This window comes from Acinetobacter sp. YK3 (genome assembly GCF_001729365.1).
Taxonomy (GTDB): Bacteria; Pseudomonadota; Gammaproteobacteria; order Pseudomonadales; family Moraxellaceae; genus Acinetobacter; species Acinetobacter vivianii.
The window spans coordinates 14,979-31,684 of sequence record NZ_LZPJ01000095.1; the positions used below are offsets into that span (position 1 = coordinate 14,979).

Annotated in this window: 13 protein-coding genes and 1 pseudogene; 13 read left to right on the forward strand and 1 reads right to left on the reverse strand. The window is 42.6% G+C overall.

All coding sequences use genetic code 11. The annotated features are described in order from the left end of the window. The first annotated feature begins 11 nt into the window (after positions 1–11). The 3 genes from lldR to dld all read left to right on the forward strand — a co-directional run bounded on the left by lldR (position 12) and on the right by dld (position 3,874). Positions 12–764 carry a transcriptional regulator LldR gene (gene lldR / locus A9Z07_RS10960; RefSeq protein ID WP_069578695.1) on the forward strand — a complete coding sequence of 251 codons (753 nt, stop codon included), beginning with the start codon at positions 12–14 and terminating at the stop codon, positions 762–764. Then, positions 761–1,912, forward strand: coding sequence for an FMN-dependent L-lactate dehydrogenase LldD (lldD, locus tag A9Z07_RS10965; protein WP_069578696.1), 1,152 nt, complete (start codon positions 761–763; stop codon positions 1,910–1,912). The genes lldR and lldD overlap by 4 nt, the downstream gene beginning before the upstream one ends. Positions 1,913–2,167: 255 nt before the next feature. Further along, positions 2,168–3,874, forward strand: coding sequence for a D-lactate dehydrogenase (gene dld, locus A9Z07_RS10970; RefSeq protein ID WP_069578697.1), 1,707 nt, complete (start codon positions 2,168–2,170; stop codon positions 3,872–3,874). 60 nt (positions 3,875–3,934) lie between these two features. Here dld and A9Z07_RS10975 read toward each other — a convergent pair whose 3' ends face one another. Next, positions 3,935–5,149: an aromatic amino acid transaminase gene (locus A9Z07_RS10975; protein WP_005228320.1), complete on the reverse strand. Its 1,215-nt coding sequence runs from the start codon at positions 5,147–5,149 to the stop codon at positions 3,935–3,937. Between the two features lie 442 nt (positions 5,150–5,591). Here A9Z07_RS10975 and A9Z07_RS10980 point away from each other — a divergent pair, with 442 nt between their 5' ends. The 10 genes and pseudogenes from A9Z07_RS10980 (at position 5,592) to A9Z07_RS11015 (ending at position 16,405) form a co-directional block, all read left to right on the forward strand. Then, positions 5,592–6,302, forward strand: coding sequence for a GntR family transcriptional regulator (locus A9Z07_RS10980; protein ID WP_069578698.1), 711 nt, complete (start codon positions 5,592–5,594; stop codon positions 6,300–6,302). Beyond that, on the forward strand, positions 6,295–7,179 hold the full coding sequence (prpB, locus tag A9Z07_RS10985; RefSeq protein ID WP_004773358.1) for a methylisocitrate lyase: 885 nt from the start codon (positions 6,295–6,297) through the stop codon (positions 7,177–7,179). The genes A9Z07_RS10980 and prpB overlap by 8 nt, the downstream gene beginning before the upstream one ends. A gap of 74 nt (positions 7,180–7,253) precedes the next feature. Next, on the forward strand, positions 7,254–7,403 hold the full coding sequence (locus A9Z07_RS17905) for a hypothetical protein (RefSeq protein WP_171258969.1): 150 nt from the start codon (positions 7,254–7,256) through the stop codon (positions 7,401–7,403). Positions 7,404–7,448: 45 nt separating this feature from the next. Further along, complete coding sequence (prpC, locus tag A9Z07_RS10990) at positions 7,449–8,606, forward strand: 2-methylcitrate synthase (protein ID WP_004773356.1); 1,158 nt, start codon at positions 7,449–7,451, stop codon at positions 8,604–8,606. Beyond that, a complete protein-coding gene (acnD, locus tag A9Z07_RS10995) occupies positions 8,606–11,212 on the forward strand; it encodes a Fe/S-dependent 2-methylisocitrate dehydratase AcnD (protein ID WP_069578699.1) in 2,607 nt (868 codons plus the stop codon). The genes prpC and acnD overlap by 1 nt, the downstream gene beginning before the upstream one ends. Before the next feature lie 81 nt (positions 11,213–11,293). After that, a pseudogene (locus A9Z07_RS11000) lies at positions 11,294–13,516 on the forward strand (AAA family ATPase). 337 nt (positions 13,517–13,853) lie between these two features. Continuing rightward, the gene (locus A9Z07_RS17640) at positions 13,854–13,997 is read left to right on the forward strand and encodes a zinc ribbon-containing protein (protein WP_004637424.1); all 144 of its coding nucleotides are present in this window, start codon (positions 13,854–13,856) and stop codon (positions 13,995–13,997) included. 127 nt (positions 13,998–14,124) lie between these two features. Continuing rightward, positions 14,125–14,700, forward strand: a complete 576-nt coding sequence (locus A9Z07_RS11005) for a DUF4126 domain-containing protein (RefSeq protein WP_062846365.1) — start codon at positions 14,125–14,127, stop codon at positions 14,698–14,700. A gap of 43 nt (positions 14,701–14,743) precedes the next feature. Further along, a complete protein-coding gene (locus tag A9Z07_RS11010) occupies positions 14,744–15,445 on the forward strand; it encodes a hypothetical protein (protein WP_069578739.1) in 702 nt (233 codons plus the stop codon). Between the two features lie 72 nt (positions 15,446–15,517). Then, positions 15,518–16,405, forward strand: a complete 888-nt coding sequence (locus A9Z07_RS11015) for a DMT family transporter (protein WP_047433044.1) — start codon at positions 15,518–15,520, stop codon at positions 16,403–16,405. The last annotated feature ends 301 nt before the right edge of the window (positions 16,406–16,706 follow it).

Consider the following 16,706-nt stretch of genomic DNA (forward strand, 5'->3'; position numbering starts at 1 on the left):
AAGGAAATGTGATGAGAATCTCCGATCAAGTGGTCATGAAATTACAGGCGCTCATTGAGCAGCGTCAGATGAAACAAGGTGACCGTTTGCCTGCTGAGCGTCAGCTTGCAACCAGCTTGGGAGTGTCTCGTCCGTCCTTGCGTGAAGCGATCCAGCAGTTGAACAGTCAGGGCGTGCTCAGTAGCCGCCGTGGCGATGGGACTTATATCCAGCAATTGCCAGAACAATGGTCACAACAGTTGATTGTGAATCCGATCAGTAACCTGATTGAAGAAGATCCGCTGTACCGTTTTGATGTGCAAGAAGCCCGTTTGTTATTGGAAGGTGGAACTGCGTGGTATGCAGCATTGCGTTCTACACCTGAAGATCGTGCCAAAATCCATCATTATTTTGATGAGATTAGCCGCCATCAAAATGCAGGGGATTCGGCTCAGGCTGCGGTTGCAGATGCAGAATTTCATCTGGCGATTGCTGAGGCCTCACACAATATTGTGTTGATCCAGATGATGCGCGGCTTGTTTGACTTGTTGCAATACAACGTCTTATTGGGACGCAAGAAAGTTTATAACGATCCTGTTAATGGTGACTTGCTCAGTGAGCAGCATTTTCAGGTGATGGATGCGATTGATCGTAAAGATCCCGAAGCTGCACGCCAAGCGGTGTGTGGTCATATTGAATTTGTGATTAATCATGTACGTGCGCTGGACGAAGATGAAGCTCGCCAGAAACGTGCAACACGTTTAACAAGAGTTGACTCAAAATGATTATTTCTTCTGGCAATGATTATCGTGCTGCGGCACAACGTCGTTTACCGCCATTTTTATTTCATTACATCGACGGTGGTGCCTATTCGGAACATACCTTAAAACGCAATGTACAGGACCTTTCTGAAATTGCCTTGCGTCAACGGGTCCTGAACGATATGTCGGCACTCAGTCTGGAAACCAAGCTGTTTAATGAAACCTTATCGATGCCAGTTGCGTTGGCACCAGTTGGTTTAACCGGTATGTATGCGCGCCGTGGTGAAGTTCAGGCGGCAGTGGCAGCGGATAAAAAAGGCATTCCATTTACCTTGTCGACGGTTTCGGTTTGTCCGATCGAGGAAGTTGCCCCTGCAATTCAGCGTCCAATGTGGTTCCAGCTCTATGTTTTGCGTGACCGTGGCTTTATGCGCAATGCTTTGGAACGTGCCAAAGCCGCAGGTTGTTCGACACTAGTGTTTACCGTGGATATGCCAGTGCCGGGTGCGCGTTATCGTGATGCTCATTCAGGGATGAGTGGCCAAAATGCGGCGATGCGTCGGTATATGCAATCGATGTTGCATCCACATTGGGCATGGAATGTCGGAATGTGTGGCCGTCCGCATGATTTGGGCAATATCTCGAAATATCTGGGCAAACCGACTGGGCTTGAGGATTATATCGGTTGGTTAGGTTCTAACTTTGATCCGTCGATTTCTTGGAAAGATCTGGAGTGGATTCGTGAGTTTTGGGATGGCCCGATGGTGATTAAGGGGATTCTTGATCCTGAAGATGCCAAAGATGCAGTGCGTTTTGGTGCAGATGGCATCGTGGTATCCAATCATGGGGGGCGTCAACTGGATGGCGTGATGTCTTCTGCACGGGCTTTGCCTGCGATTGCTGATGCAGTGAAGGGTGATCTGGCGATATTGGCAGATTCAGGTATTCGTAATGGTCTGGATGTGGTACGGATGCTGGCGCTTGGTGCGGATACGGTGTTATTGGGACGTGCCTTTGTGTATGCCTTGGCGGCAGCAGGTGGACAAGGGGTGTCGAATTTACTTGATCTGATTGATAAGGAAATGCGGGTGGCAATGACGTTGACGGGTGCGAAGTCGATTCAGGAGATTAATGCAGATTGTTTGGTACAAGCCATTAAACAAGGTTTTTAAGAATTCTTTTCTAAGTTTAGTAGTAGGCACAGCCGCCAAGTTTGGTGACATGCTTATGTCTGAGGTAGAGGCATTTGTCACTTTTGAAGGATCAAAAGTAACCAAAAATCCTCTATTCCGATGACGGTACTTCCCTGCTACGGCATCGGAACAGGCGGCATCCTTGCCGCCAATCGCGATAGCAAAATGAGATGTTCTCAATTAGAAAAAGAGCGACCTAAGCTCTTGATAGTAAATTATGCCAAAGGAGCCATTATGCAAACATTTTCCCCCAAAATGGTGATTGATCGTTTACAGCAGATTGTTGGGCGTCAGCATGTGCTGAGTGATGATCAAAGTACACGGCAGTATCGTCAAGGTCGTCGTTTTGGTGAAGGCAAAGTATTTGCAGTGGTCATCCCGGGTACCTTGCTGGAACAGTGGCAGGTGCTGCAAGCGGCGATTGATGCAGATTGTATTGTCATCATGCAAGCCGCCAATACAGGGCTGACCGGTGGTTCAACACCCTATGGCGATGATTATGACCGGCCTGTGTTGGTGATGAGTACGCGCCGTTTAAAGGGCATTCAAGTGATTCATGACGGTAAACAAGTGATTTGTTTGCCTGGGGCGACTTTGGATAATCTGGAACAGCTATTGAAAGGCTATGATCGGGAACCACATTCGGTGATTGGTTCTTCCTGCATTGGTGCTTCGGTATTGGGTGGGGTGTGTAATAACTCAGGCGGTGCCTTGGTGCGTCGTGGACCTGCTTATACGGAGTTGGCACTGTATGCACAGGTCAATGCCCAAGGTCAGTTGGAATTGGTGAATCATCTAGGTGTAAATTTAGGTTCGAGTCCTGAAGAAATCCTGACCCGTTTAGAGCAACAACAATATCAAACCACAGATATTTTAGATGATGCAGAAAAACAGGCATCCGATCAGCGTTATGCGCAAGATGTCACCCAAGTCGATGCCGATAGCCCTGCTCGTTTTAATGCTGATCCATCGCGCCTGTTTGAAGCCTCAGGTTCAGCAGGGAAAGTCTGCGTGTTTGCGGTACGTCTGGATACCTATGAAAAGGTGGAGAGCAGCGTATTTTATATTGGCACAAATGATGCCGACGACCTGACCGCGATCCGTCGTTATTTACTGACTTCATTGCCAAGCTTACCGATCGCAGGGGAATACATTCACCGCGATGCGTATCATATTGGTGAAAAATACGGTAAGGATACCTTTCTTTTTATTGAAAAATTTGGCACAGCCAATGTGCCGAAGGCCTTCGCACTGAAAGATAAGGTCGATGGTTTTTTAGAAAGATTTAAAATCAAAGGGCTGACTGATCATATTTTACAAGCGATCACGGCCTTGCTACCGAGCCATTTACCCAAACGGATGACGGAATATCGAGATCGTTATGAGCATCATTTGATGTTACGCGTTGAAAATAACTGCAAAGCCCAGACCGAGCAATTTTTACAAGATTATTTTAAAGTCCATCCCTCGGGCAATTTCTTCCTTTGTGATGCTGAGGAAGGGCGTAAAGCCTTTTTGCATCGTTTTGCGGTGGCAGGCGCAGCGATTCGTTATCGTGATACCCATCGGGATGAGGTTGAAGATATTGTGGCATTGGACATCGCTTTACGTCGCAATGACCGTGAATGGGTAGAGCAATTGCCTGCGGAGATGGAACAGCAAATCATTCATAAGCTTTATTATGGGCACTTTTTCTGTCATGTCTTTCATCAGGATTACATCATTAAAAAAGGCAATGATCCTTTAGCAATGGAGCACCAAATGTGGCATTTGCTGGATGCCCGCCGTGCTGAATATCCAGCCGAGCATAATGTCGGTCATCTGTATATTGCCAAGCCTGCATTGGCCAATTTCTATCAGAAACTTGATCCGAATAATTGTTTTAATGTCGGGATTGGACAGACCTCTAAATTGAAGTATTGGGGCAAGGCTAAGTCCTGATTTTAAATAAAAAAGACAATAAAAAAGGCGCTTGAGGCGCCTTTTTTTATCTGTTACAACTTAAGCTGTTGCAGCAGATTTTGCTAAAACTTCAGCCACGGCTTTTGCAACTTTGTACACGTTATTCATGTTCAGACCTGCAACACAGATACGACCACTGCGTACCAAGTAGATTGCATATTCTTCACGAAGAATGTCCACTTGCTCAGCCGTTAAACCGGTGTAGCTAAACATCCCTTTTTGGTTCACAAGGTAGCTAAAGTCACGGTCAGGAAGGGCTTTAGTCAATTCATCTTTTAAGATACTACGCATTTTGATAATACGCTCACGCATCTCTTTCACTTCGCCTTGCCATTGTTGATTGAGATCAGCGTCATTTAATACTTGATCAACCAACCATGCACCTGTTGTTGGTGGGCTAGAGTAGATACGACGTACTGTAGCTTTTAACTGACCGAATGTACATTTTGCTGCTTCAGCATCGTCACATACGAAAGTCAAACCGCCAACACGCTCACCGTAAAGTGAGAAGATTTTAGAGAACGAGTTGCTGACAATAAAGTTCAGACCTGCTTGGTCTAAAGCACGAATTGCATAGGCATCCTGTTCCATACCATCGCCGAAACCTTGATACGCGATGTCGAGGAATGGAATGAGGTTACGTTCTTTTAATACTACAATCACTTGATCCCATTGTGCTGGGTTCAAGTCTGCACCTGTTGGGTTATGGCAGCATGGGTGTAATAACACAATGCTTTGTTCTGGCAATGTTTTTAAAGTAGACAACATACCGTCAAAATCAACACCACGAGTTTCAGCATCGAAGTACGGATAGAAGTTGCTCTTGATGCCTGCACCATTGAAGATCGCAACGTGGTTGTCCCAAGTTGGCTGGCTTACCCAAACTTCTGAATTCGGGAAGTAGGTTTTTAAGAAGTCTGCACCCACTTTTAACGCGCCAGAACCACCAAGCGTTTGAATTGTTGCAACACGACCTTGTTGAATTGCAGGGCTATTCGCACCAAACAATAACGCTTGAATCGCATCACGGTAAGGCTTGAAACCTTCCATTGGTAAATAAAGCTTGGTTTGCGTGTTTTTAGGAGCAATACGTTTTTGCGCTTCGATAATGGTATCAAGCTGAGGAACGATACTGTCTTCGTTATAGTACAAACCAATACTAAGGTTAACCTTTTCAGCACGCGAATCAGCATTGAACTGTTCCATTAATGAAAGGATCGGATCGCCTGCATAAGGTGGGATATGTTGAAACATTAACAATGTCCTTTTCTTCAACAAAGTGCATAGATGTCTGGGGAAGTTGCGCTTCATGAGCGGAACCTTCGATGCCCAATAATGTATCAATAAAGACTGCATGAAGCACGCTGTTATTTACATTTTGGTGCAGTATTTACTTACAAAATTTGTCGGGATTGCTCAATTATAAAGATTGTCTACAATCAAGCTGTCATACCATGGTCGTAGGATAAAAAGTAGCAGCTCTGAAAGGGCAGTGAAAAGACCTAAGATCCGATCCTGTATTTTGAATTTAAGTGATTGTTTTATATTTTATTTTAATAATTCTGCCAAGAGGCAATATACGTGTGTCAAGGCCATTGGATTGACATCATCAGTCTCATTTATTGTCGACAATCCTATTGCATTTTTTGTTATACCTCGTTATAAAATCATCAAAACTGTAGAGATTGTCGACAATATGCAAGATACCCTTGTTCCTCAAGCCATCAGCACCAGTCAGGGAATGACCCTGACGGAACATGTATTTAAGCAAATTCAGTCGGCAATTGTGTTGGGACAAATTCCTGCGGGCAGCAAGATTTCAGAGCCTGAGCTGGCACGTATTTATGGTATTAGCCGTGGCCCGCTACGTGAAGCCATTCACCGTCTGGAAGGGCAGAAACTGGTTGAGCGTACTGCCCATGTTGGTGCGCGTGTGGTGTCGCTGTCACTGCAACAGTTTCAGGAACTCTATCAAATTCGTGCGTCATTAGAAGGCTTGGCCTGCAAACTGGCGGCCCATCATATTGATAAAAAACAGATTCTGGCCTTGCGTGATGTATTGCGTATGCATGCCGAAGATGAAAATTTTAAAGCAGGCAAAGGCTATTATCTGCAAGAAGGTCAGGACGATTTCCATTACTGCATTATCAAAAGCAGTGGCAATAAAACCCTAGAAAAAATGTTATGCGATGAGTTGTATCACCTCATTCGTATGTATCGAATTCAGTTTTCAAATACCCCAGATCGTCCGAGCAAAGCTTGGGATGAACATATCCGCATTTTAGATGCGATTGCCGAAGGTGATGGTGAGCTGGCTGAAATGCTGATGCACCGTCATATCAACGCATCCTACAAAATTGTTGAGCAAACATTGCTACAAAATCAAGGAGAACAACAACATGGCTAAACAGTCTGCTGGTCAGCTATTCCGCGACGCGGTCGCAAATGAAAAACCATTACAAGTGGTGGGTGCGATCAATGCCAACCATGCTTTATTGGCAAAGCGTGCAGGTTATAAAGCGATCTACTTGTCTGGTGGTGGTGTTGCGGCAGGTTCTTTGGGTTTACCTGATTTGGGTATCAGTAACCTTGATGATGTATTGACCGATGTACGCCGTATTACCGATGTGTGTGATCTGCCATTGTTGGTCGATGTGGATACAGGTTTTGGGGCATCTGCGTTTAATATCGCACGTACCACCAAGTCGATGATTAAGTTCGGTGCTGCTGCGATGCATATCGAAGATCAGGTTGGCGCTAAACGTTGTGGTCACCGCCCAAATAAAGCCATCGTGACCCAGCAAGAAATGGTCGACCGTATCAAGGCCGCAGTTGATGCACGTACCGATGACAGCTTTGTGATCATGGCACGTACTGATGCGCTTGCGGTTGAAGGCTTACAGGCTGCGATTGACCGTGCGGGTGCTTATATTGAAGCAGGTGCAGACATGCTGTTCCCAGAAGCAATTACTGAATTGGCGATGTATAAGCAATTTGCAAATGCGACCAAAGTGCCTGTTTTAGCCAATATCACTGAGTTTGGTTCTACGCCATTATTTACCACTGAAGAATTGGCTTCTGCCGATGTCAGCATCGCGCTCTATCCACTTTCTGCATTCCGTGCCATGAACAAGGCCGCAGAAAATGTTTATGAGACATTGCGTAAAGAAGGCACGCAAAAGAATGTGGTCGATACCATGCAAACCCGCCAAGAATTGTATGAACGCATTAACTACCACGCGTTTGAACAATATCTTGATGGAACTTTTGCGAAGAATAAATAATTTTACCCCCTCCTAACCTCCCCCAGAGGGAGAGGGGTTTCACGAATTTAAGACTTTCTTTTATGAAAGCATTAATGATCGTGAAGGCGGCATGGATGCTGCCACGTTGGGCTGCGGTAGCAGGGAAGTACCGTCAGGCCAACAAAGGATTTTTGCTTACTTTTGATCCATCAAAAGTAAGTCCAGCCGAAGGCTTATCCTCAAATAAGATGAGAGTTCGGTAAGACACCGCTACGAAATTCACCTAAGGATATAAAAAGGACAATCTTATGAGCAGTAATGAAACAACAACAGGCTTCAAACCAAAAAAATCAGTTGCACTCAGCGGACAAGTTGCAGGCAACACTGCACTCTGTACCGTAGGCCGCAGCGGCAACGACTTACACTACCGTGGCTATGACATTCTCGATCTTGCTGTCGGCAGCCAATTTGAAGAAGTGGCACACTTGCTGGTGCACGGCAAACTTCCAAACAAAGCAGAACTCAAAGCCTATAAAGCAAAATTAAAAGCACTCCGTGGCTTACCAGCAGCATTGAAAACAGCACTTGAGCAACTGCCGCCGTCTGCACATCCAATGGATGTGATGCGTACGGGTGTATCTGTGCTCGGTTGCTTAACACCAGAACATGAAGACCATAACGAAGCAGGCGCAAAAGATATTGCGGATAAATTGATGGCAAGCTTAGGCTCAATGTTGTTGTACTGGTATCACTTCAGCAACAACGGTCGTCGCATTGAAGTTGAAACCAATGATGACTCGATTGCTGCGCATTTCTTGCATTTACTGCATGGCGAAGCGCCATCGGAAGAATGGATTCAAGCCATGCACACCTCATTGATTCTGTATGCAGAGCATGAGTTTAACGCATCTACCTTTACTTCACGTGTGGTGGCAGGGACAGGTTCTGATATGTACTCGGCTATTACAGGCGGTATCGGTGCGTTACGTGGCCCTAAACATGGTGGCGCGAACGAAGTTGCGTTTGTGATTCAACAGCGTTATGACAATGCAGACGAAGCAGAAGCAGACATCCGTAGCCGTGTTGAGAAAAAAGAAGTGGTGATTGGTTTTGGTCACCCAGTCTATACCGTTTCTGATCCACGTAACGAAGTCATCAAGAAAGTGGCACACGACTTGGCGCAAGCACAAGACAACACCAAGATGTACTTGATTGCTGAGCGCCTAGAAGCTGTGATGAAAGAAGTGAAAAATATGTTCCCGAACCTCGACTGGTTTAGTGCGGTGAGCTATCACTTGATGGGTGTGCCAACGGCAATGTTTACGCCATTATTCGTGATTGCTCGTACTGCGGGCTGGTCTGCGCACGTGATTGAACAACGTCAGGACGGCAAAATCATTCGTCCAAGTGCCAACTATACTGGCCCTGAAAATCTTGAATTTAAACCATTGGCGGAGCGTGGTTAATGAACACAAAATATCGTAAACCGCTGGCGGGTACCCAGCTCGAATACTATGACGTGCGTCAAGCCGTTGAAGATATTCAACCAGGCGCATATGCAACTCTGCCGTACACATCGAAAGTGTTGGCTGAACAGCTGGTGCGTAAAGCTGATGCAGAAAATTTAACAGAATACTTAAAGCAATTGATCGAACGTCGTCAAGATACTGATTTTCCTTGGTATCCAGCGCGTGTAGTCTGTCACGACATCTTGGGTCAAACCGCACTCGTGGATCTTGCTGGTTTGCGTGATGCGATTGCAGATAAAGGCGGCGAACCTTCCAAAGTGAATCCTGTGGTGCCAACCCAGTTGATCGTCGATCACTCTTTGGCAGTGGAATACGGTGGTTTTGACCCAGATGCGTTTGAGAAAAACCGTGCAGTGGAAGACCGTCGTAATGAAGACCGTTTCCATTTTATTGAGTGGACCAAAACCGCTTTTAAAAATGTCGACGTGATTCCTGCGGGCAACGGCATCATGCATCAGATCAACTTGGAGAAAATGTCTCCAGTGATCCAAAACCGTGATGGCTTGGCATTCCCAGATACCTGTGTCGGTACAGATTCACATACGCCACATACCGATGCGCTTGGCGTGATTTCGGTCGGTGTCGGTGGCTTAGAAGCTGAAAATGTAATGCTCGGTCGCGCGTCTTGGATGCGTCTTCCAGACATCATTGGGGTTGAATTTGTTGGTCAACGTCAAGCAGGTATTACTGCAACCGATATCGTGTTGGCATTGACCGAGTTCCTGCGTAAAGAGCGTGTCGTCGGTGCTTATTTAGAGTTCTTCGGTGAAGGTGCTGACAGCATGTCTGTGGGCGACCGTGCAACCATTTCGAACATGACACCTGAATATGGCGCAACTGCGGCAATGTTCTATATCGACCAGAACACCATCGACTATTTACGTCTGACAGGCCGTGAAGATGAGCAAGTGGCTTTGGTTGAACAATATGCCAAAGAAATTGGTCTTTGGGCATCTGATATGACCAAAGCTGAGTACCCACGTGTACTTCGTTTTGACCTTTCAACGGTGACTCGTAACATTGCAGGCCCATCAAATCCGCATGCACGTGTTTCTACGGCTGACTTGAAAGAGAAAGGTATTGCTGGTGTAGTTGAGAATCGTACCGATGGTTTAATGCCAGATGGCGCGATTATCATTGCTGCCATTACCTCATGTACCAATACTTCAAACCCACGTAACACTGTTGCCGCAGGTCTGTTGGCACGTAAGGCCAATGAGCTAGGTTTAGTGCGTAAGCCTTGGGTGAAATCATCATTTGCACCAGGTTCAAAAGCGGCTGCACTGTATCTTGAAGAAGCGGGCGTACTTAAAGACCTTGAGAAACTTGGTTTTGGTATCGTGGCTTATGCATGTACCACTTGTAACGGCATGTCAGGCGCACTTGACCCAGTGATTCAACAAGAAATCATTGATCGTGACTTATACGCCACTGCGGTACTTTCGGGTAACCGTAACTTCGATGGTCGTATCCATCCATACGCAAAACAGGCATTCTTGGCATCTCCGCCACTTGTGGTGGCTTATGCAATTGCAGGAACCATTCGTTTTGATATCGAAAAAGATGCGCTGGGTACAGACAAAGAAGGTAATCCAATTTACCTGAAAGATATCTGGCCTTCAGATGCTGAAATTGATGCACTTGTGAAAGAGGCGGTGAAGCCTGAACAATTCCGTAAAGTCTACATTCCAATGTTTGACTTGGGCGAATTTGAACAAGCTGAAAGTCCGTTATATGACTGGCGTCCGCAAAGTACTTACATCCGCCGTCCACCCTATTGGGAAGGGGCGTTGGCTGCACCACGTACTTTAGCCAATATGCGTCCGTTGGCAATTTTGGGTGACAACATCACCACCGATCACTTGTCACCATCGAATGCGATTTTGATGGACTCGGCTGCGGGGGAATACCTACATAAAATGGGCGTACCTGAAGAAGACTTCAACTCATACGCAACCCATCGTGGTGACCATTTAACGGCACAGCGAGCAACCTTTGCGAATCCGAAACTGTTTAATGAAATGGTGGTTCGTTCAGACGGCACCATTAAGCAAGGTTCAAAAGCGCGTGTTGAGCCAGAAGGCGAAGTGATGCGTATGTGGGAAGCGATTGAAACCTACATGAACCGTAAGCAACCGTTGATCATTGTGGCGGGTGCGGATTATGGTCAGGGTTCAAGCCGTGACTGGGCGGCGAAAGGTGTGCGTCTTGCAGGTGTTGAAGCGATTGTGGCTGAAGGTTTTGAGCGTATTCACCGTACCAACTTGGTCGGTATGGGCGTTTTACCGCTTGAGTTTAAAGCTGGTGTAAACCGTAAGACCTTAAAGCTAGATGGTACTGAGCTGTATAGTGTGATTGGTAACATTGCACCGCGTTCGACATTAACTTTGGTGATTGAGCGTGCCACAGCAGATGGTAAAGAAGAGATTGTTGAAGTGCCTGTAACCTGTCGCTTAGATACAGAAGAAGAAGTGTCTGTATATGAAGCGGGTGGGGTATTACAGCGTTTTGCACAAGACTTTTTAGAAGGTCAAGTGGCTTAATACTTTAGCTAAAAGTAATTGATTCTGTTTAATAAAAGCCCTATTTTAATGATGGGGTTTTTTATTGTAAATGGATAAACAATGATTAGATTAATAAATCTTAAAAATGTTGCAAGCTATAAAAGTAATGCTACTTTAGAAACTGATAAAAAGATAAATCTTATTTATGGTTTAAATGGTACAGGTAAAAGTACTTTTTCAAATTTTTTTCATCAAATGGTAGATCCGAAATATAAATATTGTTCGATAGATGGTTTGGAAGATGATCATGAAGTTCTTGTATATAATCAAAATTTTATTCAAGAAAACTTTTTTGAAGTTGAAAATTTAAAAGGGATTTTTACTCTTTCAAAAGAGAATAAAGAGGCTGAAACTAAGATTTCTAATGCTTTGAAAGAAATTCAAAAACTTAAAGATGAAGTAGAAAAACAAAAAAGTGAACTTGAGGATGAGAAAAGAATAATAGTTCAAGAGCAAAATGCTGCAAAAGAAACAGTTTGGAAAATAAAAAATGATTATAGTGGTGGTGACAGGGTTCTTGAATTCTGATTAGACGGCTACAAAGGTTCAAAAGATAGTTTATTTAATTATATTTTAGGTTTAAGTAAACCAACTATAAAACCTCAAAAAAGTATTGATGATTTAAAAAATGATTTTCAATCTATTTCAGGTGATAACCCGCAAAAGTATCTAAGCTTACCTAAAATTAATTTTTCATCTCAAAATATAGAGATTGAATCTTTGTTTAGTAAACATATCGTAGGTAATGAAAATAGTACCGTTTCACAACTCATTAAGATGCTTGGTAACTCTGACTGGGTAAAGGCAGGATTAAAATATATACCTCAAGATAACTTGAATGAAAATCTGAATTGTCCATTTTGTCAAGAAAAGACGATCTCAAATATTTTGATAGAAAATATAAAAAGTTATTTTGATGCTTCTTATGAAGCGGATATAGTAGCTTTGAATTATTTATTTAAAACTTATTCACAAGAAATTCAATCTATCCCTAATAAATCTACTTTTGAATCACATCCAAAGTTTGAAGTATATAGCAAAGATTTCGAGATTAGATATCATGAATTTATAAAAATTATTGAAAATAATCATAAGATTATTGAAGATAAAATCAAGAATCCAAGTATTTCAGTTTCTTTGAAAAGTTCTGTGGAAGCTCTTGAAGAATTAAATAAAGTTATTCTGTGGATTAATTTACTTGTAAGTGAACATAATAAAAATATTGACCAAAAAGAAGTAGTAAGAGCAAGTATAAGAAAATCTTTTTGGGAAATAATGTGTTGGGAGTATGATCTAACTATTAGTTCATTTAAGACTAAAAAAATAATATCGCAAACAAAAATAGATCAAATAGAAGAGAATGTAAGACAAAATTCAATAAAAATTGATATACAAAAAACAATTATTTCTGAACAACAAAAAAGGACAGTAAATATTGATAAAGCAATTGAAAATATAAAAAATGGTTTAATTGATTTAGGAATTAATGATTTTGAGATCAAAAAATATTCTGATAATTTCTATAAAATAGTAAGGGGAGACAAAGAGGATAAAATTTTTCACTCTTTGAGTGAAGGCGAAAAAATGATTATTAGTTTTCTTTATTTTCTTGAATTGTGTAGAGGGAAGAAGGAAGTAACAGAAACAAGCACAAAGAAAATCATTGTTATCGATGATCCAATTTCTAGTTTGTCTCATATATATGTCTTCAATGTTGGAAGATTAATTAAAAATGAATTTTTCGGAAAGAAAGGTACTAGAGTGAATCCTGAAACTTCTTGCAAGGAAACTACATGGAACTATAAATATGAACAAGTTTTTATTTTAACTCATAGTTTATATTTCTTCTATGAAGTTACTGAGACTAATCATGAGGTTAGGAAGGAAAATCAGAGTTTGTTCAGATTAGTAAAGAATGAAACAGGAAGTAATTTTATTCCTATGAGATATGAAGAAATTCAAAATGATTATCAAGCTTATTGGTTTATTATAAAGGATAGCCAGCAACCAGCAGCCCTGATTGCGAATTGCATGAGAAATATAATTGAATATTTTTTTAATTTTGTTGAAAAAAGAGATTTGAATAATTTTTTCTTACAAGAGTCTTTAAAAGCTAATAGATTCCAAGCGTTTTATAGATATATAAATCGAGAATCACACTCTTTAGGACAAAATATTTTTGACTTTAAAGAGTTTAACTATCAAGATTTTCGGGATGCTTTTGCAGAACTTTTTAAAGTGGCTGGGTATGAGAATCATTATAAAAAAATGATAACAATATGACTTATTAAAAGATCATTCCAATAAAAAAAGCCCAACATCCTGTTGGGCTTTTTCGTATTTGGTAGTTAGATATGACTCCTGTCGTATCTCACGATCCTGATGCGTGAACGTCTAATTGTTGTTTTGTGTTCTGGAACATCCTGTTCCTGTATGACTTCATCATAGGAAAAAAGAAGAAGGCCTCCAATCCGCAAAATCCTTAAAACAATGTAGGCAAAAACGTACAAATTTAAATTTTCACCTTTCCGCCATCACCACCCGTCGGAAAGGTCAATAAATAATCAAAACTATCACGCTATAGTATATGTACCATTTCTAAAATCTATGGAGAGCAAAGATGGTAACTGCTGGCGAAAAACCTGGAACAGGCTTCTATTTTTGTGTTCAATGCGGACACCGCACCTATTTAGAAATTGGTACTGATCGTTTACCTCCGTGTACCAAATGCCTTGGCAATCAATTCAACAGTAAGAATGCCTAAGCCGCAAAATACCAAACAGTTACCCACTGTTTGAATAAAAGCCCTATCCCTTGATAGGGCTTTTTGTTACCTTAAAAATAAGATGTAAATAACAAGACCTGTCATAGGCATAGAAAGGTAATCCGTGATGGAAACAATTTTAGGACTCTGTATTGGCGTGGGACTCAGCGCAGCCTGTGGCTTTCGTGTCTTTGTTCCGCTATTGGCGATGAGTATTGCCACCCTCATGGGATGGTATCAACCTGCTCAAGGCTTTGAATGGCTGGCACTTCCATCGGTGTGTATGGCGCTGGGTTTTGCCACAATCTGTGAAATTGCAGCTTATTATGTCCCGTGGGTAGATAACTTATTAGATACCATTGCCACACCTGCGGCTGTGGTGGCAGGTACGCTGACCACGATGGCGGTCAGTAGTGGAGAAATGTCTCAGTTTGCGACTTGGGCAGCGGCACTGATAGTCGGTGGTGGGACCGCAGGCGTGGTGCAAATGAGTACCGTAGCGGCAAGAGGGGTCTCGACAGCAACCACGGGTGGACTGGGTAATTTTGTGGTTGCTACAGGTGAACTGATTGGCTCGATCTTATTGTCGATCCTGGCTTTTATCATGCCTGTGGTGATTACGGTTTTGGTGATTATTTTAGTGATCGTCACAGTACGCTGGATTCGTTCGAAAAAACAAGAGAAACTCAGCCATTCTATATAAATGTCATAACAGCAATAACAGCCTGAATGAAGAATTAAAAATGATGATAAAAATACAATGCATTGCACTCATCTTGGCTTGTTCAAGCCTATCTATACTGCCGCAAATAGCTTTTGCTCAAGAACAACCAACAGCAGAAGAACTGAAACTACGTAAAGATAAAGTCACCTATAAAGCCTATGTCCCTACGAAATATCAACTCTTTCAAGCCATTGAAGGCGACCTCAATAAAGATGGTTTGAAGGATGTGGTGCTGATCGTCAAAGCCACTGATCCCAAAGCCTTTGTGCATGATGAATATCGTGGACATTTAGACCGCAACCGCCGTGGTGTAATTGTATTGCTGAATGAAAAAGGCAAATACAAAGCTATTGTCAGTAACCTCAGTTGTTTTAGCTCAGAAAATGAAGATGGTGGCGTCTATTTCCCACCTGAGTTATGGATGGAAATTAAAAATAATCTATTGAGTGTCTATTATTCGCATGGACGTTATGGCTATTGGCGTTATCTATTTCGCTTAGATGGTAGTGACCTGCGTCTGATTGGCTATGATGATTCAAGCAATCATGGCCCTCTCATTCAAAGCCAAACCAGTATTAACTTTTTAACAGGCAAAAAAGTGATACGGAAAAATATGAGTGAAGATGAAGAAGCGGATCCAAGGTTTAAAGAAACATGGAGCAAAATCAATCAGGCACCGATCTATCTATCCAAAGTGAAAGACTTTGATGATTTAAGTTTTTAAGCACTGGTGACTATCGAAAAACCAGTCAGAACAGCGTAAATTAGCTTCACTTTTGATATTGCGTTCAAGCTTATGATGATCACTTGGATTCTATTTACCCTGATGGCTGCATTCATGCAGGCTTGGCGCAATGCATTTCAAAAACAACTCAGCACCACCGTGGATGTCTATGGCACCACGCTGGCACGATTTATCTTTTCACCCATTTTTGCCTTTAGTTATTTGGCCTTTCTTTATCTGCATCAGCCCGTCACCGCATCCGTGCATTTTTCCGATAAATTTTGGTTCTATATAGTCATTGCTGGCATTAGCCAGATCTATGCCACTGCATTGATGGTGAAACTGTTTCAACAAAAGAACTATGCGATTGGCGTGGGACTCGCCAAAAGTGAAGCGATCTTGGCCGCCTTGGTCGGTGTGCTGTTCTTGCAAGAACATCTCAGCACATGGGGCTGGGTCGGGGTCGTGATTGGGGCACTGGCGGTATTTTTACTTAGTAAAGGTAAGCAACAATCTGATTTGTCCTTAAAAACCTTGATGATTGGATTGGGTAGTGGGCTGTGCTTTGCCATCACCTCTTTATTGGTTCGTGAAGCCAGTTTAGAGCTGAGCATGTTGCCATTTCTACATCGTGCCGCTTGGGTGCTGTGCAGTCTGATCAGTTTTCAATGCATCGTATTACTGATCTATCTCGGATTTTTTAGTCGACCGACGCTGTATAAAATGTGGCAGCGTGTCGGGCTGACCTTGAGAGTGAGTATCTGTAGTTTTCTGGCTTCAGTCGGCTGGTTTAGTGCGATGAGTATGCAAACCGTGGCGATTGTCAAAACATTAGGGCAGGTGGAAATTCTATTCAGTCTATTGATTTCGGCCTTTTTCTTTAAAGAAAAGCTCGCCAAAACTGATCATTTGGGTCTGTGGCTGGTCATTGTCGCCGCGATAATGGTGATTTGGGCCTAAATTAGAAGTCTTATTTGAAAAAATACACATGTAAATTTGAATTTATCGAAATATAAATCGTAGTTTTTTACTGGAAGTGGGAAATATTTCAATATTTATCTTTTAGTATGCAAATTTATTTCATTGAGCGTTAAAAATAGCAATTTTTAGGAAAACAATCCCACCGTGATCTGCCTAAACTATGTCTCAAGGGTGTGAAAGGGATCGAAAAGAGTAGCATGCACCGATGCTTACAAAGCAAGTGTGTACGTACCCAAAAGGTCTCGATTCGGCTTAGGACGCTATAGATCAAAAGTTTATA